The sequence below is a fragment of the Pedobacter agri PB92 genome (genome assembly GCF_000258495.1).
GTDB classification, from domain to species: domain Bacteria; phylum Bacteroidota; class Bacteroidia; order Sphingobacteriales; family Sphingobacteriaceae; genus Pedobacter; species Pedobacter agri.
This window is the reverse complement of sequence record NZ_AJLG01000066.1, coordinates 1-25,605: the sequence shown is the minus strand read 5'-3', so window position 1 is coordinate 25,605 and position 25,605 is coordinate 1. Positions and strand designations below refer to the sequence as shown.

19 protein-coding genes and 1 pseudogene are annotated in these 25,605 nt (G+C 38.0%); 7 read left to right on the top strand and 13 right to left on the bottom strand.

Annotation, left to right across the window (positions count from 1 at the left end):
- Positions 1-208: 208 nt before the first annotated feature.
- The 4 genes and pseudogenes from ON09_RS26035 to ON09_RS11360 form a co-directional block, all read right to left on the bottom strand.
- The gene (locus ON09_RS26035; RefSeq protein WP_238533659.1) at positions 209-1,732 is read right to left on the bottom strand and encodes a helix-turn-helix and ligand-binding sensor domain-containing protein; all 1,524 of its coding nucleotides are present in this window, start codon (positions 1,730-1,732) and stop codon (positions 209-211) included.
- 53 nt (positions 1,733-1,785) lie between these two features.
- The gene (locus tag ON09_RS26030) at positions 1,786-3,087 is read right to left on the bottom strand and encodes a ligand-binding sensor domain-containing protein (protein WP_238533658.1); all 1,302 of its coding nucleotides are present in this window, start codon (positions 3,085-3,087) and stop codon (positions 1,786-1,788) included.
- Positions 3,088-3,268: 181 nt separating this feature from the next.
- Positions 3,269-4,220, bottom strand: a pseudogene (gene trhO, locus ON09_RS11365) (oxygen-dependent tRNA uridine(34) hydroxylase TrhO).
- Between the two features lie 108 nt (positions 4,221-4,328).
- A complete protein-coding gene (locus tag ON09_RS11360) occupies positions 4,329-6,776 on the bottom strand; it encodes a DUF5686 and carboxypeptidase regulatory-like domain-containing protein (protein WP_010601191.1) in 2,448 nt (815 codons plus the stop codon).
- A 246-nt stretch (positions 6,777-7,022) separates the two neighbouring features.
- On the opposite strand from ON09_RS11360, the gene kbl reads away from it, so the two are divergent.
- From kbl to ON09_RS11340, 4 genes are all read left to right on the top strand, one after another.
- A complete protein-coding gene (gene kbl / locus ON09_RS11355; protein ID WP_010601190.1) occupies positions 7,023-8,210 on the top strand; it encodes a glycine C-acetyltransferase in 1,188 nt (395 codons plus the stop codon).
- Between the two features lie 150 nt (positions 8,211-8,360).
- Positions 8,361-9,401 carry a phenylalanine--tRNA ligase subunit alpha gene (pheS, locus tag ON09_RS11350; protein WP_010601189.1) on the top strand — a complete coding sequence of 347 codons (1,041 nt, stop codon included), beginning with the start codon at positions 8,361-8,363 and terminating at the stop codon, positions 9,399-9,401.
- The gene (locus ON09_RS11345; protein ID WP_010601188.1) at positions 9,401-9,808 is read left to right on the top strand and encodes a Rieske (2Fe-2S) protein; all 408 of its coding nucleotides are present in this window, start codon (positions 9,401-9,403) and stop codon (positions 9,806-9,808) included. The genes pheS and ON09_RS11345 overlap by 1 nt, the downstream gene beginning before the upstream one ends.
- Positions 9,808-10,383 (top strand): TetR/AcrR family transcriptional regulator, encoded by a 576-nt coding sequence (locus ON09_RS11340; protein ID WP_010601187.1) that lies wholly within the window; start codon positions 9,808-9,810, stop codon positions 10,381-10,383. The genes ON09_RS11345 and ON09_RS11340 overlap by 1 nt, the downstream gene beginning before the upstream one ends.
- Positions 10,384-10,391: 8 nt before the next feature.
- On the opposite strand, the gene ON09_RS24255 is transcribed toward ON09_RS11340, so the two are convergent.
- From ON09_RS24255 to carA, 4 genes are all read right to left on the bottom strand, one after another.
- Complete coding sequence (locus tag ON09_RS24255; protein WP_010601186.1) at positions 10,392-11,075, bottom strand: XAC2610-related protein; 684 nt, start codon at positions 11,073-11,075, stop codon at positions 10,392-10,394.
- 88 nt (positions 11,076-11,163) lie between these two features.
- On the bottom strand, positions 11,164-12,273 hold the full coding sequence (locus ON09_RS11330) for an ABC transporter permease (protein WP_010601185.1): 1,110 nt from the start codon (positions 12,271-12,273) through the stop codon (positions 11,164-11,166).
- Positions 12,274-12,354: 81 nt separating this feature from the next.
- Positions 12,355-13,119, bottom strand: coding sequence for an ABC transporter ATP-binding protein (locus ON09_RS11325; protein WP_010601184.1), 765 nt, complete (start codon positions 13,117-13,119; stop codon positions 12,355-12,357).
- Between the two features lie 193 nt (positions 13,120-13,312).
- Positions 13,313-14,425 (bottom strand): glutamine-hydrolyzing carbamoyl-phosphate synthase small subunit, encoded by a 1,113-nt coding sequence (gene carA, locus ON09_RS11320; RefSeq protein WP_010601183.1) that lies wholly within the window; start codon positions 14,423-14,425, stop codon positions 13,313-13,315.
- A 278-nt stretch (positions 14,426-14,703) separates the two neighbouring features.
- Here carA and panB point away from each other — a divergent pair, with 278 nt between their 5' ends.
- The 3 genes from panB (at position 14,704) to ON09_RS11305 (ending at position 16,904) form a co-directional block, all read left to right on the top strand.
- Entirely contained in the window at positions 14,704-15,519 is an 816-nt protein-coding gene (gene panB / locus ON09_RS11315; RefSeq protein ID WP_010601182.1) for a 3-methyl-2-oxobutanoate hydroxymethyltransferase, read from the top strand.
- 114 nt (positions 15,520-15,633) lie between these two features.
- Entirely contained in the window at positions 15,634-16,320 is a 687-nt protein-coding gene (locus tag ON09_RS11310; RefSeq protein ID WP_010601181.1) for an RluA family pseudouridine synthase, read from the top strand.
- 158 nt (positions 16,321-16,478) lie between these two features.
- Entirely contained in the window at positions 16,479-16,904 is a 426-nt protein-coding gene (locus ON09_RS11305; RefSeq protein WP_010601180.1) for a hypothetical protein, read from the top strand.
- Between the two features lie 56 nt (positions 16,905-16,960).
- On the opposite strand, the gene ON09_RS11300 is transcribed toward ON09_RS11305, so the two are convergent.
- From ON09_RS11300 to ON09_RS11280, 5 genes are all read right to left on the bottom strand, one after another.
- The gene (locus tag ON09_RS11300; RefSeq protein ID WP_051010205.1) at positions 16,961-17,431 is read right to left on the bottom strand and encodes a hypothetical protein; all 471 of its coding nucleotides are present in this window, start codon (positions 17,429-17,431) and stop codon (positions 16,961-16,963) included.
- Positions 17,432-17,540: 109 nt separating this feature from the next.
- Positions 17,541-18,983, bottom strand: coding sequence for a glycoside hydrolase family 30 protein (locus ON09_RS11295; RefSeq protein WP_010601178.1), 1,443 nt, complete (start codon positions 18,981-18,983; stop codon positions 17,541-17,543).
- A gap of 180 nt (positions 18,984-19,163) precedes the next feature.
- A complete protein-coding gene (locus ON09_RS11290; RefSeq protein ID WP_010601177.1) occupies positions 19,164-20,588 on the bottom strand; it encodes a RagB/SusD family nutrient uptake outer membrane protein in 1,425 nt (474 codons plus the stop codon).
- Between the two features lie 11 nt (positions 20,589-20,599).
- Complete coding sequence (locus tag ON09_RS11285; protein WP_010601176.1) at positions 20,600-23,512, bottom strand: SusC/RagA family TonB-linked outer membrane protein; 2,913 nt, start codon at positions 23,510-23,512, stop codon at positions 20,600-20,602.
- A gap of 292 nt (positions 23,513-23,804) precedes the next feature.
- A partial coding sequence (locus ON09_RS11280; RefSeq protein ID WP_010601175.1) for a 7TMR-DISM family protein occupies positions 23,805-25,605 on the bottom strand: 1,801 nt, incomplete at its 5' end.

The following is a 25,605-nucleotide window of genomic DNA, read 5'->3' as shown; positions in this document are numbered from 1 at the left end:
TTGCATTTGAGGCTAAAAACACACTTTTAGCATTTGTAACTGAATAATTACTGATACACAAAGTGTATGTTTTACACAAAGCTTTTTGTAGGGGTAAAATTTTGCCTATGAGAGGTAATGATGTAGTGCCTGATCGGCTGAAAAATGGAACTGAAGGTGAGTACGATGTTTTATGCAAACGTTCCCGGCAATATGTTAAGCCACTTAATTATAATTCCATTAAGAATTCGGTCAGGTTTTTATCATGAGGTACTTCGAGTTTTTTGCGTAGTCGATAACGGCGAATCTCGACACCTCTCAAGCTGATATTCAATAACGATGACATCTCTTTACTGCTCATGTTCATTCTCAGATAAGCACAAAGCTTCAGGTCGTTCGGTACAAGATCTGGATGCTGCGCTTTAAGCTTTTTAAAGAAACTCTCATGCGCTTCATTAAAGGAGTTTTCAAACAAATTCCAATCCCGCTCGTCGTTCATTCCATCATTAATTACTTTTTGGATTTTTCGGGTCTGATCTTCCGATAGTTTTTTACCACTTTCATCCTTAAGTTTTGTGATTTCTCCACTCAATTTTTGCAGCAATTCATTTTTGTACACCAAGGTCATGGCTGAGTTGGCTAATTCTCTGTTTTTTGATGCGAGCTCTGCCTGAAGTTTTTCGGTTTGCAATTTTATAATCTGCTTTTCGTTTACCTCCGCTTCCTGACGTAAAATTTCATCCTGCTCGGCTTTGAGTTTATCGCTTATTTTCTGACTGTCTCGTTTCAGTTTGGTTTCATACGCCCGCTTTCCGAAGATAACAATTATGATGACTAAGACGAGGTATATCAAAATCGCCAGATTACTTAAGTACCAAGGTCGCAGAATGGTGAATTCAAAAGAGGTGGTATCGCTTACTGAAGTGTCATCAAGCTTGGCCCGAACTTTAAATGTATAAGTGCCACTACTTAAGTTAGTAAAATCTTTCTGGGTGGCAATGCTCCAATCAGACCAATCTTTAGAATATCCTTCGAGATAGTATTGGAACTTTATCTTTGCTTGTCTGTAATAGGGCAGTGCGAATGATATCCGGATATTATTTCTGCTGTTTGGAATTTCGGTTTCGCTGCTGCTATTGCCGGTTTCGCTGATGGTAAAATACTTATCCGTGATATCTTCAATCCTTCTGATTAGCACTGCCGGTAGTTTTCGTTTCTGAATAGACTGATTTAAAGTGCTGTTGTAGATTACGAATCCATCATCAACACTGATCAAATAAATGGCGTTGCTGATCTGGCTGATATTTTCATAATATTGCACCATTCTTCCATCTAACAGGCTGAATTGGTTGGAGTCGATTTCAATTTTCCCAGGCTCTGAAAAACTCACCAATGAAGTTTTTCCATGATCAATAAACCAGTATTTTCTATTTCCTGCACTTATGATTTTATTGGACGTTGCAAACGACCCCAGACTTTTATTTAGTACATCGTAAGGAGTAAATTTATTACTTAGTTCATCGTAGGTATAAAATCCACGATCGGATGAAAATACGATTCTGTTCTCCAGGTTAAATATATTGATGTTATAGTTACCTGGTAATCCATTTCGCTCGTCAAAATATTTGGTACTGTTTACTTTAGTATAATCACTATTTAGTGTCAGTTTGTACAAGCCCTTGTAAGCATGCGCTACCCAAATATCACCCTTATGATCTTGTTCGATAAATCTGGATGGTTCACCAAAACCCAATATTTTGTTGCTAAACTTTAAACCCGCCGGCGTATTTTTATAAAGTGATAATCCTATGTATGTGCCTTGAATGAAATAATTAGGATTTGAGGATGATTTTTGATTGTCCAGCCACCGCTGATTGTCGAAATCCAGGTAATTTGGTCGCCAACAACTTTAAAGGTGCCATTATTATGCCCGCAAATCAATTCATTATTTAAAATAGCCAGTTCCCAAACCTGCCCCTGAGAATTCGGAATCAACCGGAAGTTGAAAGGAACCAATTCACTGTTTTTTGACCAATAACTATAAAACAAACCTTGGTTGGTACCTAAGTAAATTTTGTCTTTAAAAATAATACTTGAATAAACTGTTCCAAATTGTCCTGTTTTATCGAAATAAAAGTATAATGGAGAATTTAACTCAATACGGTCTATTCCATTATCTAAACCAGTCCATAAGTTTTGTTCATTATCAGCATATATGCTTAACACAGTATTATTTTGTAATCCGCTTGATTTATTGATGCGTTGTACCACGGTTCCATTTTCATCGATGATAATTAAGCCATTCAAAATGGTTCCATAAGCATAATATTTATCCAATAACTTAACGCCATTATTCAATTGAAAGGTTTTAAGATAATTATTTGCCGGAGTTAGTAGCGGAGTAAAATTTTTCCCATCGTAGGTGAAAAGCCCGTTTTTGCTTGTGCCAATGATTAATCCATTTTGTTTATAAGGAAGAATTGACAGAATGCCCTGTTTACCCAGTTTGTCACTATTTGGAATATAGATTAATTTACTTCCAGATAGTTCAAACAAGCCTTTATCGAGTACTTCTATTAAATAACGGTTATTCACTTTGTGAAGAAATAGAAATGATGACGGTGCTTTTATTATTTCTATCTTTTCATTTTTGTAGATGAATATTCGAGAGAAAGATTGAAAAATAACCCGATCCCGGTCTACATATATTTTCCATATTTCATCACTCACTTTAACGCCTTTTGGCAAGAGTGAGGTGAGTGATTTGTAACTTAGCTTGTTGTTTAAATAGGCCCAGTAACCAAATTCTCCAAAACCACCGGTGTAAATTTTGCCATTCTGATCGGTAGCAACCGACCGAACAATTTGCCGGTTAGGCATTTGGTATTTTTGCCAGTACTTACCATCGAAAGTTAAAAGCCCTTCTGCATTCCCGAAATACATTACGCCCTTATTGTCTTTAGCTATGCTCCAGTTTTGGTTGCCTGAAGCATAAACTGATTTTGGGTAATTTTCAATATATGGAACGCCAATACTTTTTATATCGGCAGCATGTATTAAACTGGTGGTGAGTGAAAGGAATATAAATAGGCGTACTAGTTTCAGCATAGAATGGTATTTGGTTAATCCATTATGATACAAAGTAACTGAAAAAACTTGGAAGGAGGTGAGTGAATGGGGATTAGTTCACAACATCAATAGGAAAGGATATGTACCGTCATTAAATACATAAGCCTTTTGTTATTACAAAGCGATAACAAAAGGCTTAAGGTCAAAACTAGAATTATTTCTATACTGCTGTTACTTCGGTTTTTTTAGCCACTGGCTGCGGTACTTTTACATAATAACCAGTTCCATCGTATGGGCGTTTACGTGGATTTGTTGTACAAGCAGTTGAACAACATCCTTGTAGTTCTTCACCACAGTCATCGCATTGCGTAATGTGTTCATTACATTCCGGATTGGCGCAATTGATCATTTTCGGAGTTAGTTTTGCCACAGTTGTAGCAAACTGAAACCACAGTTGGATTAATATTATTTACATCTACCGCAATGCGGTTATCAAAAACGTAGCACTTGCCCTCGAAATCTTTTCCACCTGCTTCTTTGCCATATTTAATGATGCCGCCGTGAAGTTGGTAAACATCATTAAAACCATGATGAAGTAACAAGGCAGAAGCTTTCTCACACTTGATTCCTCCGGTACAGTATGTTAAAATCTTCTTGTCTTTATATTGAGCAAGCTGATTGATTTGCTCAGGAAAATCTCTGAAATTCTCGATGTCAAGCGTAACCGCATTCTTGAATTTGCCTAAATTGTGCTCATAATTGGAGCGCACATCTAAAATTACAACATCTTCATCATCCTTCATCTTCATAAATTCCACAGGCTCCAAATGCTTTCCTGTTTTTTCGTTTGGATTGATGATTGAGGTATCGCGTAATCCGGAATGAACAATTTCAGATTTATAACGGCAATGCATTTTCAAGAAGGAAAGTTCATCAACCTCATCAATCTTAAATTCTGTTTTCGCAAAACGCTCATCAGCATGGATGGCTTTCATGTAAGCTTCACAGGCTTCAGGGGTTCCGGAAACGGTTCCGTTTAGTCCTTCATCGGCAACGATGATCCGGCCAACTAAATCTAACGATTTACAAAATTTAAGGTGATCTTCAGCAAATTGTTCTGCATCTGCTATATAGCTATAGCAATAGTAAAGTAGTGTTTGATATTTTTTCATAACGCTGTTGATACCGTTGCAAACGGCGTTTAAAGCGGAGCAAAGATAATGCTTTTAGCTTAAAGACCAAAGCAGAAAGCTTTAACCTTTAAGGTTTTTGCTTTGCGCTTAAAATCCGTAAGCAATCCTGAATCCTTGTGTTAATTTTTTGGCGCCATCATATGCAAAACCATAACTCGCTCTTAATACCAAACGTTGAAATCCAAAATAAAATTCTTTGTAATTTCTTTTTTCAGGAGAAGATAAGTAACCTCCGCCGATAAATTCTTCGAGCTTTGCTTTACGTAACAACGGAATTTTGTTCAGGAAAAAACCAGAAAAATTGTGCTCCAAATGCGCTTCAAAGTATTGTTGGTTTGTACTAAACTGGTAAAAATCCAGATATTGAAACTTTCTTAAATTAGGAGGGAAGATGGTTGATATGTTACCAGCGAAGTGTTTATAATCTGGATAATACATGCTCTTGTTGTTTAAAAACTTTCCTGCTCCAACCAATAATGAAGTGTATCCCCATAATCCTAAACCGATGCGATCTTGTGCCAGTTCTAATTTCACGAAATCATAATCTACGTCGCTGCCCAACAAATTATTAAAGCCCTTCTTATATAAAACTGTAATTTTTGGGAAGTGAGATTCGGTATAAAACTTCCCATCCGGGCGGGTAATGTATTTCTGACCAATGGTATAAGTTAAACTGGCGGTGGCGCTGAATGATTTGTACGTTGGAAATAATGGTGTTTCTGCTCCAGGTGTAAACGGATTATTTGAGGTAAACTCCCGGTCTTTGGCATCGAAAAATTTAAAATCAGTACTATTCGTTAAGGTATTGTTTTTACTATAATCAAGGCTTATGTTTCCTTGTAAGCCTGTGGCCAGCTCTCTTGAGGTGTAAATACTGGCAAAGCTTTTCTCATAAAATTTCGGAAAATTCTTTTCATACAACAGTGAGTTGATGGTATTTCCCAACGCCGTCATCGAACCTAGATTATTCAAATCAAAAATACCGTTTCCAAAAGATGCCCCAACAGTAGCTCTTTTTAACGGATTGTAATAATAACTTCCCGTTAAACTTCCGGTAAGTTTCTGGTTCGCAAAACCATATCTCAGCTCAGGTCTTACAGAATATGATCGCCTGTTTTCGAAATCTTTTCGATACGTTACTCCATATTTAATCGCAAAACCTTCCACAGTATTATAAAAAACCGACCTTAAAATCGGATCAAAACTGAGGTATTTTTTATCATAGCGATCGTTTTTGCTATAGCCCCTTAACAGCAATTTTCCAATGCTAAACTTGTTGTTTTCTTTTTCGAGGGAGTCGAGATAATATTTAGATTCCTTCAGTTTTGCTACGCTATCTTTTTTAACATAATTAATTTGTTCATCTGCAGTTAATGGAATAGGGCGGTTATTGGTCCAGTAGGTCGAGTCTTTTTTGTTAACCATTTCCGTAACTTTTAGTATTTCTCCACTGAAAAAATCTTTAGGAAACTTTGGTTCGAGATTGTAGTTGCTATAAATACCGACGAAATATCCGGCTATTTTAAAACCCAGAACATTACCTGCAAACTGAAAATTGATGTTTGTAGGCATGTAAATGTCTTTTACTTTAGTAAACTGTTGGTTGATGTTTAAGGTATCAATAAAATTGATACCCGAATTTTCTGTCAGATAAACATCGGTATTGTAAATCCTCCAGCTTTCATCAATAATATAAATGTAACCCCTAAAAACCGGATCGTTCTCTCTACGTGGAATTACTTGTATCTTATGTACAATCTCACCATTTTCTTTCGATTCGCCTACGAGTTTATATTTGTAGTAAAACATGGCATTATCTGCAATTGGAGAGATAAAGCCTCTTGCGCTCAATGTATTCTCTAAAAGATAATTATCATAAAAATTGATGATCAAGTCTGAAGCTTTATTGAAACTGAAAGCATTGTTTTTGCCGGCAACTTTCGAAGAAATCATTTCTTCGTGAATATCATTCGGGCGGCGAAAACTAAATTTGCTTTGCGATTCTGATAAATAAATAATCCCCCGTCTGTTCGTATCCAGTTCCAATACTTTTTGAATATCCTGACCAAAAAACTTTTTAGGCGCACCTTTAAGCCGCTGAACACCTTTGATATAAACATCGCAACTAAAAGCATTCACCTCATTTAAATGCACTTTTCGTTGCTTAATTGCCTTTCTGATAATTTCGAATGCCGGATCTTCAGCATTCGCTTTGATGGTCACATTATCCAGCGTATAACTTTCTGAAGACAAGTTTATATTCTGAGTAATGTTGCCAGATAGTTTTACCGATTGATCCTGTTGCTTATAGCCAACTGCCCTGTAACTGAGCAGGTATTCTCCTTTTTCAAGTTTGAGCGCATATTTTCCATCAACATTGGCTGATGTTCCGGTAGTCGTATTTTTAACATAAACAGAAGCAAACGGAACGGGCTGTCCACCTGTATCCTTAATTGTTCCGCTAACGGTATAATGCTGAGCAAATGCAAAATGGGTTAGGCCACAAAAAAGGATGAGTGCGCAGATTCTGATCATAAGTGTCGATTAGTAAGCTATAAATATCGAATTAGTTTTAACACTATACACACAGTAGTGTGTTAAAGTTTGTTAAGTTCATTAAAAAATGTCTGTTTGATTAAAATATTTAATGCTGATATCAGAAAATTAAGTTTCCTGAAATTAATCAAACGTTTGTGCTTAAATACTGGTTCAAAAAGTGAGTCAATTAAGGTGTCGAGCAGTTTTTTTTATAACTTTGAGCAAAATCAACCGATATCAAACATGTATAAAACATTACAACCAGTTCTTCAGAAGGAACTTGAAGAAATCGAAAACGCTGGATTATATAAACGCGAACGTATTATTGTTACACCACAAGGTGCCGATATTAAAGTTAATGGTGGAGCAGAAGTAGTTAATTTCTGTGCAAACAACTATTTAGGTTTATCATCTCATCCAAAAGTGATAGAGGCCGCAAAAAAGGCGATTGATGATCACGGATACGGCATGTCGTCAGTTCGTTTTATCTGTGGAACACAAGATGTGCATAAAGAACTTGAAGCTAAAATTTCTCAGTTTCTGGGCACTGAAGATACTATTTTATATGCAGCTGCATTTGATGCTAACGGTGGCGTTTTTGAACCGTTGTTTAACGCAGAAGATGCGATTATTTCTGATGAGTTGAACCATGCATCAATTATAGATGGCGTACGTTTATGTAAGGCACAACGCTTCCGTTATAAAAACGCTAATATGGAAGATTTGGAAAAGCAATTAATTGCGGCTAAAGATTGCAGACACCGGATTATTGTTACCGATGGTGCCTTTTCTATGGATGGTTCTGTTGCTCCACTTGATAAAATTGCTGATCTGGCTGATAAATACGAAGCATTAATTATGATTGATGAATCGCACTGTACTGGGTTTATCGGTAAAAATGGTAGAGGTACTCACGAACATTTTAACGTAATTGATCGGATCGATATCATCACCGGAACTTTAGGTAAAGCGCTTGGTGGTGCATCTGGTGGTTTTACCTCAGGTAAAAAGGAAATTATCGATATGCTGCGCCAACGTTCGCGTCCGTATTTATTCTCAAACACTTTAGCGCCAGCGATTGCGGGAGCATCTATTGCGGTATTAGATATGTTGAGCGAAACTACCTCGTTGAGAGATAAATTAGAAAGCAACACTAAATATTTCCGCGAAAAGATGACTGAGGCTGGTTTTGATATCAAACCCGGTTTTCATCCAATTGTGCCTGTGATGCTTTATGATGCAAAAATTGCCCAAACTTTCGCAGCGAAAATGTTAGAAGAAGGTATCTACGTAATCGGGTTCTTTTATCCGGTTGTGCCGCAAGGTAAAGCACGCATTCGTGTACAACTTTCGGCTGGCCATGAGCAACATCATTTAGATAAAGCCATTGCGGCTTTTACTAAAGTTGGTAAAGAACTTGGCGTGATTTAACTCCTTTTAGTTTTATAGAATTTATAGAAAGCCGCCTTAGTGCGGCTTTTTATGTTTTGGGTTCATTTTCTTTTATAATGATATTGTAAACAGAATTTTTGAACCCGACAACACTAACTTTTTTCGATTATTTGCCTTATATTTGAAGCCATGTTACAGGATAAAATAACACAATACACTGATAAAATTAATGCTTTTGTTACTGAAAAAGCAGATGAATTAGAGCAGTTCCGCATAAAATACTTAGGTAGCAAAGGTATCATCAAAGAAATTTTTGAAGAGTTTAAAACAGTTTCTACTGATGAAAAGAGATCATTAGGGAAAGTTTTGAATGAATTTAAACAACTTGCCGAATCAAAATACCAGACCTTAAAGGAATCAACTGAAGGAGCTGGTGTAAAAGCAGAAGAATTGGCTATCGATATGACATTACCTGGTGAAGGTTTTGAAATTGGTTCCCGCCATCCTTTGGCATTGGTTCGCAGAGAAATTGTAGAAATTTTCGCAAAACTTGGTTTTACTGTAGCTGAGGGTCCTGAAATTGAAGATGACTGGCATAACTTTTCTGCATTAAACTTCCCGGAAGAGCATCCTGCAAGAGATATGCAGGATACTTTCTTCATTAAAAAAGGGGGAGAGAAAGGCGATATTGCTTTACGTACGCACACATCATCTGTTCAGGTGCGTATGATGGAGCAGGGGCAGCCACCATTTAGAGCCATTATGCCTGGTCGCGTTTACCGTAACGAAGCCATTTCGGCAAGGGCACATTGCTTTTTTCATCAGATAGAGGGTTTGTATGTAGATGAAAATGTGTCATTTGCTGATTTGAAGCAAACATTATTCTATTTTGTGCAGGAATTATATGGCGAAGGTACTCAAGTTCGTTTCCGCCCATCTTATTTTCCTTTTACAGAGCCATCTGCAGAAATGGATATTTCTTGTACCATTTGTAAGGGTGCCGGCTGTAACATGTGTAAACATAGCGGTTGGGTAGAAATTTTAGGCTGTGGTATGGTAGACCCGAATGTGTTGGAAAACTGTGGTATCGATTCAAAAAAATACAGCGGTTTTGCTTTTGGTATGGGAATAGAAAGGATTACCAATCTTAAATATGTCATTAAAGATTTGCGTTTATTCTCTGAAAACGATGTTCGTTTCTTAAAACAATATAAATCTGCCTTAATTTAATGAGGTATCTATATAGCATATTATTTGTTTTGGTTCTTTTTACCGGTTGCGGTAAAGAAGAAAACTTTATACCGGATGTACCGGTTAACTACAATGTAACACTTGTTGAATTTGGCATTAAAGCAGTAAATAATGTGCTGTTGGTTCCAAATCATGGTATTGGAGGATTAGTTATTGTGCGGACACCACTCGGTGGATTTGTGGCCTTTGATCGTTGCAGTACGGTTAATCCCGAAAAAATATGCAAAATTGTTCCTGATGAAAGTGGCTTAACAGCTACTGATCCATGCTCAGGAGCAAAATTTTCTCTTCTTGATGGTACACCTCAAAAAGCACCTGCAGAAAGAACTTTAAAAACTTACAGTGTTTCCTTGCGGGGAAACATTACAATTAACGTTAGAAATTAATGGAAGCTGAAAAAATAAAAGAAACAGTAAAAAAGGCTGCCAAAGAACTTTTTAGAAAATATGGTTATCACAAAACAAGTGTTAACGAGATTGCTAAAAAGGCGAGAATTGCCAAAGCAACCATTTATAAATATTTCGAAAGTAAGGAACAGGTTTTAGATAGTATTCTGATGGATTATCTGGATCAAAACCTTCATGAAATCATCAACAATAAAGTAAGTTACGGTTCTGAAGAAGAGCACCTGAAGGCTTTGGTAATGAAAACCAGCCGACTGTCTTTTACGGCTTGCAACGAATTTATCGGATGGGATTTTGTTCGTGAAAATGCCAATTCACAAGAGTTTTTAAAGCATTTATCTGATCAGCTGGAAGCGTTATTATTGGCTGCTTACCTGGAATTAGATACGTTTAAAAATAATCCGGCCAGGAGAGAAGGGTTAGCATTTTTGCTTAAAGCAAGTAAGAGTATCGTCTTCTCATTCGCCTTTACTTCGGTAAGTGACTCCGATGTACGTAAGAATTTCGTAAGTTTTCAAAAAGAGATTCTTCCTTTTTTAGTGAAAGCTGCACTTTAATAAGCTTACTAGTCATTTTTATAGTACTCTTCTGTTTTGAAACGCTGAACGGTCTTGATCATTCTTGCGCCAACCTTCTTTTGAGTAATTACCGTAACAATATTACCAACACTTGAATCTTCGATAACAGAGGAAACTTCTGTAAGTTTGTTTCTAACATCAATGCTGTAATTGATCGTCTTATGGTAGCAGCAGCCATCTCTTTGTTCTATAGTTAACCATTTCGTTTTCTGATCAAATTCAAACATTCCAAGGTTTTCGCTAGCAAGTGTCGTTAATTCTTTGTTTGCCAGAAATTTGTTGTTACCTACAGACAGATAAATATCGTAAGAAGGACTCATATATGCTCCATTGCTTCCATTTCTGATGGCCATATCTTCTTTTCCATCAAAATTAAAATCTCCAAATATGAGCGGACTTTGATATTTTCCCAATTCCAACCAACCTATTCGTGCATCCTGTTTCTCAGTTAAGCTAAAATCCAGGTCTGCAGAGCGAAATGTTTCGAGTTCTTTGTCTGAGATCTTGTCGTATAAAATTATGGTCGATATTCCTCCGCACAGTCCGTTATCGCAGTCGGCAACAAATATTTTGGCTTTGTACTGGTTAGAGCAATTGTTGGCTAAAAATTTAAATTGAGCCGCGGCTTTAAAAGATGAAAACAGTAAGGCGAGGATAAGCAGGTTTTTCATAAAGTGATTTTGCCAAAAATACTTTATTAAGCAGTGCCTAAAAGTTAAAAAAGGTTAACTGCATCAAAGGTTATCTTCTCGGATTATTTTATTCCCATTTGAATACCTTAACAGCAATAGCATAAATAACAATTCCCCAAATCAATAAAATCATAATTTGAAATTTTACATCCCACAAACCTGACCCTTCAAAAGCAACTTTACGCATGGCATCATTTAGGTAGGTTAATGGTAAAGCCCTGCTAATTGGTTGTAGCCAACTTGGAAAGGCTTCAATGGAAAAGAATGTTCCGGAAAGTAAGAACTGCGGCAAAGTTACAATGTTAGAAATAGGAGGTACCATACTTTCAGTTTTTGCTATTCCTGAAATGATAAAACCAAAGCCCATAAATACAATAATTCCCATGGTGCCCAATATGAGCATATTAAGGACTGTTAACGCTCCGTGAACAAGTGTAAATCCGAAAAAGAAGTGACCAATTAAGATAATAAACAAAGCGCCGATTAACGCAAAACCAATTCTGGCAATTGCTTCGCCAATTACAATACTTGATCTCTTTACAGGAGTTGCAAAAAAACGTTTAATTACCAGGGTTTGGCGTAAACTTAAAAATACGAATGCTGTACCGAAAACACCTGTGCTTAACAGCGAAAACCCGAGTTGACCAGGTAAAATAAAATCAATGGTTTTATATTCACGACCGGTTATTGTGCTTTCTTTAATTTCGGCAACTGTTGGTTTTAGTGTTTTATCATAAAAAACATTGTTAAGCACCGATTTTAAAATTCCACCCTTATCTCTTGATGCTGAAGTGTAAACTACATTAACCGAATAAGCAACTGAATTCACTTTTTTGTGAACATCAATCATCGCATCAACGTTGCCTTTTTCCAGCAGTTTATCAAAATCAGCCTGCGACTTATCCATCACCAGCCTGATCATGCCTGTTTTGCTTAGCATGGCGATAACAGGATTGTTTATGTCCGATCCTGGCTTTACACCAACATCAATACGCGTGCCTCCGCCTCCTAAAAAGCCAAATACCAAAATAAATATTAAAGGGAAAGCAAGCGTAAAAACCACTGCCGATGGACTTCGCATGATCGAGCGGAAGCTCGCCTTTGCTAATGCTAATGTTGCTGTTGTATTGCTGTAACCCCCAGTTCCTAGCGGGGAACTTGAATTTCCATCGTTCATATATCAAGTATAAATTTGTAACTGTCTTTTATTTGTGCATTTCCATTTTGCATGTAACTCCCTCTTCAGGGGGCGGGGGCGTTATTCTCGCCACTCTTTACCTGTAAGGTTAATGAATACATCTTCCAAGTTGGCCTTTTTCACTTCCTTCTTTCGCTCAAAGCCGCTGTTCACCAGCTGATCAATCAGATTGTCTGGCGTATCTAAAGCGATAATTTGTCCTCGTTCTACAAAAGCTACACGATCGCAAAGTTGCTCTGCCTCATCCATATAATGCGTGGTAATCACCACCGTGGTACCTGCATTCCTGATTGCAATAATCAAATCCCATAAATTTCTTCTGGCCTGAGGATCCAAACCTGTAGTGGGTTCATCAAGGAAAATAATTTTAGGTTGATTGATTAGCGTGGTTGCAATGGAGAAACGTTGTTTTTGCCCGCCAGAAAGCGCTTTATATTTGGCTTTCGCTTTATCCTGAAGATTTACTTTTTCCAGCATTTCCATTGGCTTAATTTTGGCGCCATACAAGCCTGCAAATAGTTCGATGAGCTCTACCAGATTTAAATTTGGATAATAACCTGCCGCTTGAAGTTGCACGCCGATAATTTGCTTAATATCTTGAGGGTTTTTGTCGACAGAAAAGCCGTCAACAATAATTTCACCCGAAGTTTTCGCCCTTAGCGTTTCAATGATTTCAAGCGTTGTTGTTTTTCCGGCACCATTTGGTCCCAGTAAGCCGAAAATTTCGTTTTCGTAAACATCAAAGCTTAGCCCTTGAACAGCTACAAAATCATCATATTTTTTTACCAGTTCTTTAACGCTGATAATGGCATTTTTTGCTTCCATGTTGCGAAGGTAAGGAGCTTTAGATGAATAGAAAATGAATTTACTTACAAATGGCTAAAATGTCGGTAAAATGATGTTTTTAAAGTGTGAAATTGCATTAAAAACAAAATCTGCGAATCTGAAGCTATGTTGTGCTCAGATTCGCAGATTTTTTATTGCTTAATTGATTTTAAGTTCTCGTTGTTCGGTTTGATTACCAAACCAATTCGCCTTTCATCACATTCACGAAATCATCAAATAAATAACGAGAATCATGAGGGCCTGGAGAAGATTCAGGGTGGTATTGTACTGAGAACGCTTTTTTACCTTTCACACGAATACCCTCAATTGATTTATCATTTAGGTTTACGTGGGTAATTTCCACTTTGTCTGAATTTCTAACTTCATCAGGAACAACACCGAAACCATGGTTTTGAGAGGTTACTTCGCAATGATTTTTGATTACATTTTTTACCGGGTGGTTTAAGCCGCGGTGGCCATTAAACATTTTCATGGTTCCAATTCCATTAGCTTCTGCCAATAATTGGTGCCCTAAACAGATGCCAAACAAAGGTTTATCCTCTGCTAAAATTTCTTTGATGGTTTCTACAGCATAAGGCATCACTGAAGGATCGCCAGGGCCATTTGAAATGAAATAGCCATCAGGACTGAATTTTTCCATTTCGGCAAATTTTGTTTTCGCAGGGAAAACCTGAACATAAATGTCACGGTTTTCGAAACTACGAAGAATATTTTTCTTGATGCCCAAATCTAACGCAGCAACTTTTAAACTTGCTTCCGGATTGCCATAAAAATACGGTTCGGTGGTGCTTACTTTTGATGAAAGCTCCAGGCCCTCCATTGAAGGTACCTCTGCAAGTTTTTGTTTCAATTCATCCAGGTCAGTAATTTCTGAAGAAATGATAGCGTTCATTGCACCTTTGTCTCTAATGTGGCGAACCAATGCACGGGTATCAATGTCAGAAATAGCAACCAGGTTATCGTTCTGGAAATAATCCTGAATAGATTCTGTAGCTTGCTTACGGCTATAAACGATGTTGTAATTTTTACAAACTAAACCAGCAATTTTAATTGAATCAGATTCGATTTCTTCTCTTTGAATACCGTAATTCCCGATGTGCGAATTAGTGGTAACCATTATTTGCCCAAAATAACTTGGGTCGGTAAAAATTTCCTGGTAACCTGTCATCCCGGTATTAAAACAAATTTCGCCAGTAGTGGTGCCAATTTTTCCGGCAGCTTTGCCGTAAAAAACAGTGCCATCGGCCAGTAATAAAATCGCAGGTAACTTGGTGTAGTTAGTCATGGTAATTACAATATGGATTTTGATTTAAAAAAGAGTTGAAAAAAGGATGGCTTGCGGCAGTAATGCCGTTTTTGCTGGATGCAAAAAAAACGTGAATAAATCCCTTCCATTTCGGGGTACAAAGATAGCGCTTAAGATTGGGAATGTAAAGAAAAATTTGAAATAGGTTTGAGTTAAAAGGTTTATGGTGTAAGGTTGATTACCTCTAAACCTTAAAGCTTTCGCTTTATGCCTTTTTAAAGAAAAAACGATACTTTTGGGGCAACAAAACGAAAACCATGTCGGTACATAAAGAAATAAAAAGAATCACTACGCATACCCTGCAGGAAATGAAGCATCGTGGTGAAAAAATATCAATGTTAACCGCCTACGATTATTCCATGGCAACCATTTTGGATGATGCCGGATTGGATGTATTATTGGTTGGCGATTCTGCATCGAATGTAATGGCAGGACACGAAACTACCTTACCCATCACACTTGATCAGATGATTTATCATGCAGCATCAGTAATTAGGGCTGTAAAACGTGCTTTTGTAGTAGTTGACTTACCATTCGGCTCTTACCAGGGCAATTCTAAAGAAGCCTTAAACTCTGCAATCAGAATTATGAAAGAATCTGGTGCGCATGGTGTAAAATTAGAGGGCGGGGAAGAGATCATTGAGTCTGTTCAGCGAATTATTACAGCTGGTATTCCTGTAATGGGTCATTTGGGCTTAACACCACAATCTATTTATAAATTTGGCACCTATACTGTTCGTGCGAAAGAAGAAGAAGAAGCTAATAAATTGAAAACTGATGTGCTGGCTTTACAAGCCGCAGGCTGTTTTGGGATTGTATTAGAAAAAATTCCAGCAGCATTAGGCAAAGAGGTTTCAGAGAGCTTAAGTATTCCAACTATTGGTATTGGTGCAGGACCTCATTGTGATGGGCAGGTATTGGTTGTGAATGACATGATTGGCTTAACGAAGGGCTTTAAACCACGCTTTTTACGTCAGTACCTTAACCTTTACGAGGATATTTTAGGTGCTGCACAATCGTATATTCAGGATGTTAAAAACAATGATTTCCCTAACGATAAAGAGCAGTATTAACTCGCAACCTCTGAAAGGGGGTTCCAATCAAGTTGGAAAAGGAAGGTTAATATATTATACTGTTAAATACAGACGATAGAAATTCAAGTTCCCCTTTAGGGGCGGAGGGGTTATATGCCAATTACAGAAAAAGACATACTTTTTGAAGATAACCATCTCATTGCAGTTAACAAGAGAGCTGGAGATATTGTGCAGGTTGATGAAACTGGCGATGAACCCCTGGATGAACAGGTAAAAAAATACATTGCGAAAAAGTATAACAAACCAAATGGCGCATTTCTGGGTGTTGTCCATCGTTTAGACCGACCGGTAAGTGGCGTTATTCTTTTTGCGAAAACAAGCAAGGCGCTTGAAAGAATGAATGCTGCATTTAAAAATCGGGAGGTTAAGAAAACTTACTGGGCAGTGGTAAGAAACAAGCCGGAAAAAGAAGCGGCGACTTTGATTCATTGGCTGATTAAAAATCCGCAAAAAAATGTGGTCACTTACTATAAATCGGAAGTGGCCAACAGCCAGCGGGCAGAACTTTCCTATCGCTTAATTGGACATCTTGATGGCTATTACCTGCTGGAAGTTGATCCGATTACCGGCAGATCGCACCAAATTCGTGTGCAGCTTTCATCAATGAATTGCCCGATTGTAGGTGATAACAAATATGGTTACCCACGTGGAAGCAGAAAGGGAAGTATTTGTTTGCATGCCAGAAGATTACAGTTTCTGCACCCTGTTAAAAAGGAACCTGTAAACATCTTCGCAAAACTTCCGGTAGATGGTTTTTGGGAACGATTTGAGCACATGTAAAAATCAAAACCGGGTATTTTTTCCCCGATTGAACAACTGCATTTCCCCGAAATTATTTTATAGAATATTCTCAAGAAGCCCATTACATTAAAGTAATGGGCTTTTATCGTTTTGGCATCATCTTTAAACATGTCAAGTGAACAACAAACTAAAATAGTATGAAAAAAGCATTTTTATCATTCGCTACAGCAACCTTGGTTGCAGCAATGCTCACATCTTGCGACAACACAAAAAAGACAGAACCCATTACAGATTCAACCAGTGCTAAAGGTGACACCACTCTAAAAACGACAGTAACAAAAACTGAAACTGTAAAGTCTGATAAGCCAACGTTTTCCAATGAAGATGTGAATAAGGGATTAGCGGAATATGCTCAATTAAAAGAGGCGTATATCGCAGCCCTTAAAAGTCAAAATAAAACTCAGGTTGAAGCCTTAACATCAAGATATACTACCTGGGCCGAAAATGCAGCAGCATGGAGTAGCAAACTGAAGGCGGAAGAAGTTCAGAAGTATTCTGATTATTTAACTAAATTAAGCAATGACTGGGCCGCTGCAGCACAACAAGCGGTTGAATTAAAATAATCAGATTAGTGTAGTGTAGAGGGTTGGGCTTGCGATGAATGTCGCAAGCCCTTTTTTTATTTGCAATCGATTGGCTGAAAGATCATCGATTTACCAAAGCTTAGCTTTTTTACATCTTTAAACTGAGTTTTACCATTGACTTCAGCTACATCACCAAAACCTTCTATAAGTTGATTATCCTGTTTTAACCAGGCAACCTGCCGGATGGATGTTGTACCTTCTGACTGGAAAGTGTAATCTGCAATAATGGTATCACCTTTTACAATTCCCGCAATAACGCCAGTATTTTTATCTTTTTCAAAAATATTATAGCTTAAGGAACCTGTTACTTTTTCATTATCAATATTTAAAGTAAGAGCCGCAGTATCTCTATTGTTTATCGATTGGTAACACAGCGGAGCCTTGGCAGCCGAATCGGTTGTATTCAAGGCAGTAGAATCATCTGAATTCGACTGACTTGTTTTCGATTGACATGCCGCAAATAATGCAAGCAATATGGCAAAAAATGGGGTTATCTTTTTCATCATGTTTAGGATTGACTTTCTTATCCTTATACAAAGTGCCTGCCAAAATTATCAATGATTAGAAAAAGAAAGCCCCGCTTTCGCGAGGCCGCCTAACAATTAAACAAAGTTTTTACCACACATAGGTAGCAACAGCACCTTTTTCAAGTTTTGTTGAGACCGTTTTTCCATCATATTTAATGTTAAAACTTGTTTCGTTGCCGTTGTTGTTGCAAACGATTAATACCTTTTTGCCTTCGGGAGTTTTGAATGCTACGTTTTGCAAGTTGCTTGTGATGTTTGAAGCAATTCGTATCGAACCTGTCGGAACAAATTTAGATGCATGAGCAATAACATAATAAGCAACATTCCGGGTAATTGCCGGTGCAATGGTAATGGCGCCCAAACAAGAAGTACAACCACCTTTATCAGTATGAGGATTGTAATTTGGATCTGCGGCCAGATTCCATTCCAGAACATTTCTGCTCCAGTTACGTGTAGCGCCAATAATTAATGTCGATACATGCCATTTCAAATCTTCGCCAAAGTTGCTCGGTCCGCCAACCCATTGTTCAGTGAAATAAACATTTTTATCAGGGTGCGCATTATGTACCTGGGTGAGGGCTGAAATTGGACCAGCATATAAATGAAATGCAGAGCCATCAATATATTTTTTTGCTTCAGCATCGTTCAAAACCGAAATTGGATATTCAGGTTTATCCGCGTTATGATCGTAAATGATAATTTTTGTAGCGATGCCATTGCTTTTGAATATCGGCCCTAATGCTGTTTTGATAAAACTAGCCTGATCTTCTGCCGACATATACATGCTAGGGTTGTTACCAGGATGTAAAGGCTCGTTTTGAGGCGTAATCGCATCAATTACAATACCTTCGGCTTTCATCGCCTGGATATATTTAACCAGATATTTGGCATAAGTTTGATAATAGTCAGACTTTAAGCTACCTCCAATAAAGCTCTTGTTGCTTTTCATCCAGGTTGGCGCCGTCCATGGCGAACCCAAAATTTTAATTTTAGGATTTATAGCAACAATTTTTTTCAGAATTGGAATCAAATCTGTTTGCTCTTTAGCGATGGTAAATTTTGATAAAGATTCGTCTGTTTCTCCATCTGCCAGGTCGTTATAGGTAAAGGGATAAGCACTTAAATCAGAGCCGCCAATGCTAATTCTGATGTAGTTTACCGAGATTGCATCATCTGCAACTGCAAAAAGTTCACGCAATAATTTATCTTTTTCTGTAGCAGGTAGAGCGTTAATTAAACTTGCACTACCACCGGTGAGTGTATAGCCGAAGCCATCAATTTCTTGAAACGTAGTGCTTTGATCAACTTCGATAGTAGGGTTTGCATTTGTGGTTTCGCTAAAATTTAACGCTATGTTTTGCTTGCTTAACAGTTGTGACTGATCACCTTTAGTAAGCCAGAAGCCCACATCAGTTTTTACTGGATCAGTGCCGGTCTTTGTGTCTTGATTGGCAATCGATGCATTTTTTTTACAAGCGCAGGATGCAAATAGCATACTGGCAACCAGGCATATATTAAATATTGGTTTCATTAGCCTTAAGTTTAGTAATGAGATGATTAAAAGGGAAGGAGTCTTTAAAAAAACTCCCACCCTTAAAGATTTAATTTGTGTGATTAAAAATCATGTGCCAAAGCCCAATCGCTTTGATACAGCATAAGTATATGCTGGGATGAATTTCAAAGGCGAGTTACTCGCCCTTGAAATGGAATATTATCGGATATTTGGATTTCTGTCCCACTCCGCCTGAGGGATTGGGAAGAGCAACTTCGCAGCGGTAACATTATAGTTTAGGTTTGCACCACTACCATTTTTTTGTGCGTTCATCACCGTAATTGCCCTGTTCGTTCTTAATAAATCAAACCAACGCTGACCTTCGAATGCCAATTCCAACCGGCGTTCTTTTTCAATAGCCAAACGCATTGCAGCCTGATTGGCAGCAGGAGTAACACCTAAATTAACTCGTCCGCGAATTTCGTTTACAATTGGAGCAGCAGCCGACCAGCCTGAAGCACTCAATTCGTTTAATGCTTCGGCTTTCAATAACTTGATGTCAGCCAAACGAATAATGTAAGAATTGGCTAAGTCATCATTACGATATTTGTTAATGAATGGATAATTTGATTTTGACCAATAATCATCAGACCAGCCTTCGGTAACGACGTTTCTAAAGCTGATGCTTGAATTTTTACGAATCACATCACCTTCTGCATCAAAAGCAGCTACTAAATCATTGGTAGGCGTACAAAAACGTTTCCATCCTGTACCCACGATCACCCCAGTCATCCAGTTCCCACGACCAGAAGGGCCACCCCAGCCATCATACTGCATTTCCCAGATAGATTCGCTGTTGTTTTTGTGAGCGCCATCAAATAGTTGATCGAAAGAGCTGATTAGTGAATAACCGCCATTGATGGTTGCATCTGCATATTGCTGTACTTTAGTCCAATCTGGAGTGGGTTTTGAAGCATATACTTTTGCCAGTAATGCGTTTACAATTCCTTTTGTGATGATGCCTTTATTAGGCGCCGAAGATCTAACAAGTGGTAAAGCATATTCTAAATCTTTGATGATTTGAGCATAAACTTCATCAACAGATGAGCGTGATTTCTGCATTTCCTCTAAAGTAGTTGGCGATTTTAATACCAATGGAACACCACCCCATAACCTAACTAAATGGAAATAGAAGTAAGCACGAAGTGTTGAAGCTTCACCCAAGATTTGATTTCTTCTTCCATTGGCATCTAAAGCAGGATCCTGAATGTTTGGAACATTTTCTAATACCTCATTGGCATTTTTGATGTTCGAATATAAGCCACTCCAATCACGACCAACATTACCGTTGGTAGAATTGGCCGTAAATAAATCAATCTGAATATTGGCTGGGTTATCGCCACCTGCATAAGCATTGTCGGCAGTTACGTCGCCATTGATCATGTAATCCCAAATGTGGTAATCATTATACATGCCACCATAAGCACCTGAAATTAGTTTTTCTGCTCCTGCAGCTGTGGTAAACGCCACATCGCCAGTAACCTGGTTGAAGGGCTGTTTATCAAGGAAATCTTTTTTACAGCCACTTTGCATCGTAATGGTTAATGCTGCAGCCGCTACTAATGAATATATTTTTAGTTTCATTTTCTTATTTCTTAAAATCCAACATTAACACCGAATAATATACTTCTCGATTGAGGATAAGTTCCAAAATCAACACCCATATTTGGGCCGTTTGCAGAACTCACATTCACCTCTGGATCTAAACCAGAGTATTTGGTGAAAGTTAACAGGTTATAGCCTGTGGCAAACAAAGTAATTTTGCTCATTCTTAATTTCTCCAGTACCGATTGTCCAAAGCTGTATGATAATGTAGCTGTTTTTAAACGCAGGTAAGAGGCATCTTCAACAAAACGACTTGAGGTCAGTGAGTTTTCAGAGCTGCTTCTTAATGCTTTTGGAATATTGGTGATTTGACCTGGAGTTGTCCATCTGTCTAATACTGCAGTAGATTGGTTTTTAGAATCAAACATGCCTTCTAAATCAATTCTGGTGGCATTAAACAACTGACTGCCTTGAACACCCTGGAAGAAAATATTCAGATTCCAGTTTCCGTACGTTAAATTGTTCGTCATCCCGTAGATGAATTTTGGTTGAGCAGAGCCGATAAAAGTTCTATCTCCAGGATCAGCAGATCCGGTTACGCCATTGCCATTCGTATCAGCATATTGCGCTGCACCGGTTGCAGGATTTACGCCTGTGAAAACATAACCATAAAAACTGCCTAATGGCATGCCTGTAACTACTCTTACTGCTGCATCACGCTCATAAATTCCTGCAAAATCCAATGATTGTGTAGTTGAACCTAAGTCGGTAACCTTATTTCTATTTAGTGAGAAGTTCAAATCAGTGGTCCATTTGAATTTTTCATGATCAAAGTTCTTTGTAGATAAGGTGAACTCTAATCCTTTGTTTTCCATTGCACCAACGTTATAAGCCTGGCTACCAAAACCTGATGAAGGAGGCAACTGAACATTAATCAATAAGTCGTTGGTTTTTTTCAGGTAAGCATCTGCGCTAAAAGTAATCCTGCTTTTAAACATGGTTAAATCAACACCCACATTGGTTTGTGTTGTTTTCTCCCAGGTTAAGGCATTATTAGCCGGATTTTGAAGATTGTATTCGCCTTGTGCATTCACACTATAAAGTTTTAGGTAAGCATAATCTCCGATACCTTCATCATTACCCACTTTACCCCAGCTACCACGAATTTTTAAATCATCAATGGTTTTACTTTCTTTCATGAAATTCTCTCCGGAAATTCTCCATCCGGCAGAAACTGAAGGGAAATAACCGAAACGGTTTTCTTTTGCAAATCGTGAGGAACCATCCGCTCTAAAGTTCGAGCTGAATAAATATTTACTATCGTATGCATAGGTTACACGGGCAAGGTATGATTGCTTGCTCCATTGTGCTTGTTGGGGAATGGTTAATGCTACAGATGGTGCGGTTGGATTACCCGCTGCGTCATAAAAACGAGTAGATTCATTGTTGTTATACTTCCAGTCTGATGATTGAATAGTATAACCGCCTGTTGCTGTGAAAGCATTCTTGCCAACATTTTTAGTGTAGTTCAAGATGTTCTCGTTTAACCAAACACCTTCTCTGGTAGTGTTATCACGAACAACGCCTCTTTCCTGGCGGCCATAAGTGGTTAAAAAGTTATCGGTAAAGTAACGATAGAAATTTCTGTTGTTATTCGTACTGATGGTCGATTTTAAATATAAATCTTTAGTGAAATTTAATTGTGCGCCAAAAGCTCCAATGAATTTGAAGTTTCTGTTTCTGTTATCAGAGCCATAAGCCAAAGCCAATGGATTATCCCAGCCACCTGCGTTTGGAATGGTGGTATATTGTCCGTTAGGCTCGAAAATACCGATTGTTGGAGGTGTGGTTAATGCACCTAAAATCACACCACCACGAGAAACACTGCTGTTATCACCAACATCTATCGATGTGCTGGATGTTAAAACCGCATTTCCGGTTAATTTTAACCATGGGGTGATGTTTTGCGTGGCGTTGAAGTTAGCCGTTAAACGATCTAACTTGGCTGGCGCAACAACACCTTGATCTTGCTGATAACCAGTTGAGAAATAGTACTGACCGCTTTTGGTTCCACCAGAAAGGGAAACCTGATACTGGTTTTGCTTTCCGGTTCCGAAAGTTTCTTTCTGCCAATCTGTATTGTAAGTGCCGCCAAAAGAAGTATATCCCAGTTCTCTCATTAAGCCTACATATTGCTCGCTGTTTAGAACTTCTTGCTCTTGCCAAAAATTAGAAAAACCTGTAAAAGCGTTAAACGCAACTTTTAATTTTCCTGAGGAACCTTTCTTGGTGGTGATTAAAACAACACCATTGGCACCGCTGGAACCATAGATAGCTGCTGCAGATGCGTCTTTCAAGATTGTCATCGATTCGATGTCATTTGCATTAACAAAACTTGCATCTCTAGAAGTTACCCCATCAATTACATATAGTGGACTGTTAGAAGCCGTGATAGATGTATTACCCCGAATACTGATCGAAATACCGGCTCCTGGTTTACCTGATTGAGAACTCACCTGAACACCTGCAGCACGTCCTTGGATAGCCTGTAACGGATTGGTGATCGGCTGGTTTTCCAAATCTTTAGATGACACCGAAACTACCGCTGTTGTTAAATCTTTCTTCACGGTTGTTCCATAACCAATTACCACAACTTCATTCAGTTGCTGATTGTCATCAGATAGGATTACATTAATGGTTGTTCGATTATTCACTGCTTCTTCAACAGCTTTGAAGCCGATGAATGAAAATTCCAAAGTTGCATTCTGTGGAGCCGTGATGCTGAAGCTACCGTTATCGGCAGTTGATGCTCCTTGGTTAGTTCCTTTTACTTTTACAGAAACTCCAGGCAAAGGCAGACCTTTCTGATCTTTCACTTGACCCTTTATGGTAATATTCTGCGCCATACTCAAAGAGATACCACATAGAATACACACCATAAGCAATGTAAACTTTTTTCTCATAATTTTTGCTCTTGTTAATTGTTATACCTGGTAAAGTTAGCACTAGTTCTATGTTAAATACAAGTTTTTTGTATGTTAATGTTAATGTAAGTTATTGATAGATAGGTTTTTGTGTATTTTTTGATACGCTTAAGTACCGTGCCTTTAAATGCAGTTTTAGCATTGATTATCAGCGTTTAAGTATCGCAGTAGCGCAGGCCTGCGGAATGAATATGATACGCTTTAGCACCTAAAGTCTTTTTCAGGCATAAGGGATGAATACCACAAGAATGTGACTTAATAATAAACGATTTTACTCGATTACCAGCTGACTCCAGCCATTTTTACTTGTTTTTTTGAGGGTTTTCTTTCGGTCATCCATTACTTTTTTAATGCGGGTTCCGAATGTCCAGCAGGTACTTTGTCTGATGGAAAGCAGTTCTGATAATTTATGGGAAGAGATTTTTCCTTTCGACGAATAAATCAGGAAAATCATATAAAAGGCTTTATTAATCGGAATTCTGGTATTATGAAATATAGTATAAGTGGTTACCGATTCTTCGTAGCCGCACTTGCTGCATCTCCGGCTGTGTAGGATATGGCCGGAGAAGTAATGATCACTACTACATTTACGGCAGTGGTAACCTTTACTCCATTTTAATTCTGCTAAAAACTCATAGCAACTTTCTTTATCAGGATAAATTTTGCTGAATTCCTCAAAATCTACTTCTGTATTCATTACACGATCTCGGGATACCTTTTCGACACTGGTTTGTAGTTGCTCGTTGTCCTGTTCGAGCAGTACGTTCATTCTTGATATTTCTTCAGCCTGCTTTTGAAGTAGTGCATTCACCTCTTCCAATGCCTGGTTCTTGCTTTCTATAATCAGTGATTTATGGTAAACTTCACGCGTACGTTCTTCAACTTTAGTCTCTAACTCCTGGTTGACGGTATCTTTCAGCTTAGCATTGATCGCCATTTGCCTGATAATTTTTTGCTGCGCTTTATCCTTTTTAAGTTTCAGCAAACGCACTTTATCTCCAATGGCAAATGACAAGAAAACCATCTCCAGCACAAAACAAAAGCTTAAGCTATAATAACTAATCGCACCAAAGTTTAACCAACTTACGCCAAGCATGATTAAAAATTTCAGTGTGAAACCTACAAACAAAAAACTATAGCCTAACACGAAGAAGCGTGCAGGTTGATAGCCATTTTTATAAATGTAAATCCCTGTAAAAAATGCTACTGCTAATGGGATAGCTTCCACAAACTTATAGCTGAAAAGAGTTTGATCGAATAGATAACAATAGGCAAAAAAGATCAATCGGGCAGCAATTATCCCAACAATCAATTGATTTAACTTGGGTGCTTTCGCTTTAACAAATAACAACTCCCTGGTAAATAATAATGCGAAAATACTTGTTGCACATAATGCAAAAGCGTAAGCTACTTGATTCCAGGCGGGCGCATTAGGCCATAAATATTGATAGGCTATCCCATCGCTACTCATTTCGAAGAAGCCCACACTGAGGTTATAAAGTACGTAATACAGATATTGCTTCTGCCGGATGGCAATAAACATAATCAAGTTATAAAAACTGAATACGAGGATCATTCCGTAAAAAATTCCGAAATAAAAGTATTCATCTAACGCGTAGGAAATGAACCATTCGGCAGTTCTAAGCACAATGATCACATCTGCTATCTGTGAGGAGCGTATTTTGAAATAGTAAGTCTGGGTTTCTTTTCCTTCATTCTGAATTGGAATTTCAAAATTTTTATGGTGGATTAAACGTTTATCAAAGGCATTGGCATCACCGAGGGTTTCTAAATTGTAGCTTTTGTCTGCTTGCGGAATATATGCAGTAATGTAATCGATTGTTTGATCAAAAAATTCCAGTATCAAAGGCTTTTCTACAGTTTCGTTGGGCTTTACTTTAATCCTGAACCAGTAAGTTTTATTTAGATTTTTAGTTTGAGGTGTGCTGGTAGCACTGGCTTTAAATTTTTGATCGAATTTTGAACTTCTAATCTCCTCAAAAGTGAACTTATTTGATGGGTCTTCCAGGACTTCAATTTCTTTGAAAGTGAAAATGTGCTGAGCAACACCA